This is a genomic window from Photobacterium jeanii, assembly GCF_001650345.1.
GTDB lineage: Bacteria > Pseudomonadota > Gammaproteobacteria > Enterobacterales > Vibrionaceae > Photobacterium > Photobacterium jeanii.
In genome coordinates this window covers 1-1,031 of the sequence record NZ_LVHF01000001.1, presented here as the reverse complement: position 1 = coordinate 1,031, position 1,031 = coordinate 1, and the positions used below count along the sequence as shown (strand labels likewise).

The 1,031-nt window shown below is 40.9% G+C and carries 1 protein-coding gene; it reads left to right on the top strand.

The window, feature by feature from the left end:
• Positions 1–212: 212 nt before the first annotated feature.
• A partial coding sequence (locus A3K86_RS00005; protein WP_068325748.1) for an IS110 family RNA-guided transposase occupies positions 213–1,031 on the top strand: 819 nt, incomplete at its 3' end.

Here is a 1,031-nt window from a genome sequence, read left to right as displayed (position 1 = left end):
GCTTTGTATGGATAATAACTCATGAAATCGGGTAACGTGAGACCCTAGCTTTAGCCGCAACTAAAGCTCTTTATACAGTAGATCGTTTAAACGCTGGCTCCTCCATTGAGAGACCGATAACAAACATGATCACTGTATAAAGCTCCAAGCACTAACCTCGAATACTCGACTGGGACTTGAGCCCGTATTACGCAAGCATGAGTTAGCTTATTATGAATCCTACTGCATCTCAAAACATAAATATCGGCGTTGATGTCGGTAAGTCACAATTAGATATTCACATCCGTCCATTAGACCTATTTTTTACTGTCGAAAACAACGATAAAGGGATAAAACAGGCGATTAAAACTATTGTGCAACACCATCCCAAACGCATCGTTGTTGAAGCGACTGGTCGCCTTGAAATGCCATTTATCATGGCGTGCTCTGAGGTAAATCTTCCTTTTGTTATCGCTAACCCTTTACACATCAAGCGCTTTGCTGGCGCGATTGGCAGACGTGCTAAAAATGACCGACTAGACTCAGAGTTAATCGCTCATTATGCTGAAGCTATACAACCAAAACTAACCGAGCTTAAAGCAGAAAACATTCGTCTTATGAGTGACTTAGTCATCAGACGAAACCAACTTCTATCAATGCAAACGATGGAGAAAAACCGTATCCAAATTCTACCTAAAGAGATGCATCCCACCATTAAACCTATTTTAACTGCGATAAAAAACCAGATTGATAAAATAGAAAATAAACTCATTAAATTGATCGATACTTGTCCTGAATATCATGCCAAGAACACCCTACTTCAAAGAGTTCCAGGAATAGGAAATATCGCAGCAGCCTCTATTATTAGCAACGTTCCTGAGCTTGGTTATATCACGAATAAACAAGCCGCTGCTCTAGTCGGTGTCGCCCCCATAACCAAGGAAAGTGGTCGTCATAAAGGCAAAAGAGTTATTCAAGGTGGTCGTGCTCAAGTGCGTACTGTGTTGTACATGGCTATGATGTCCGCTATGCAATGTAACCCTGTTTTTAAA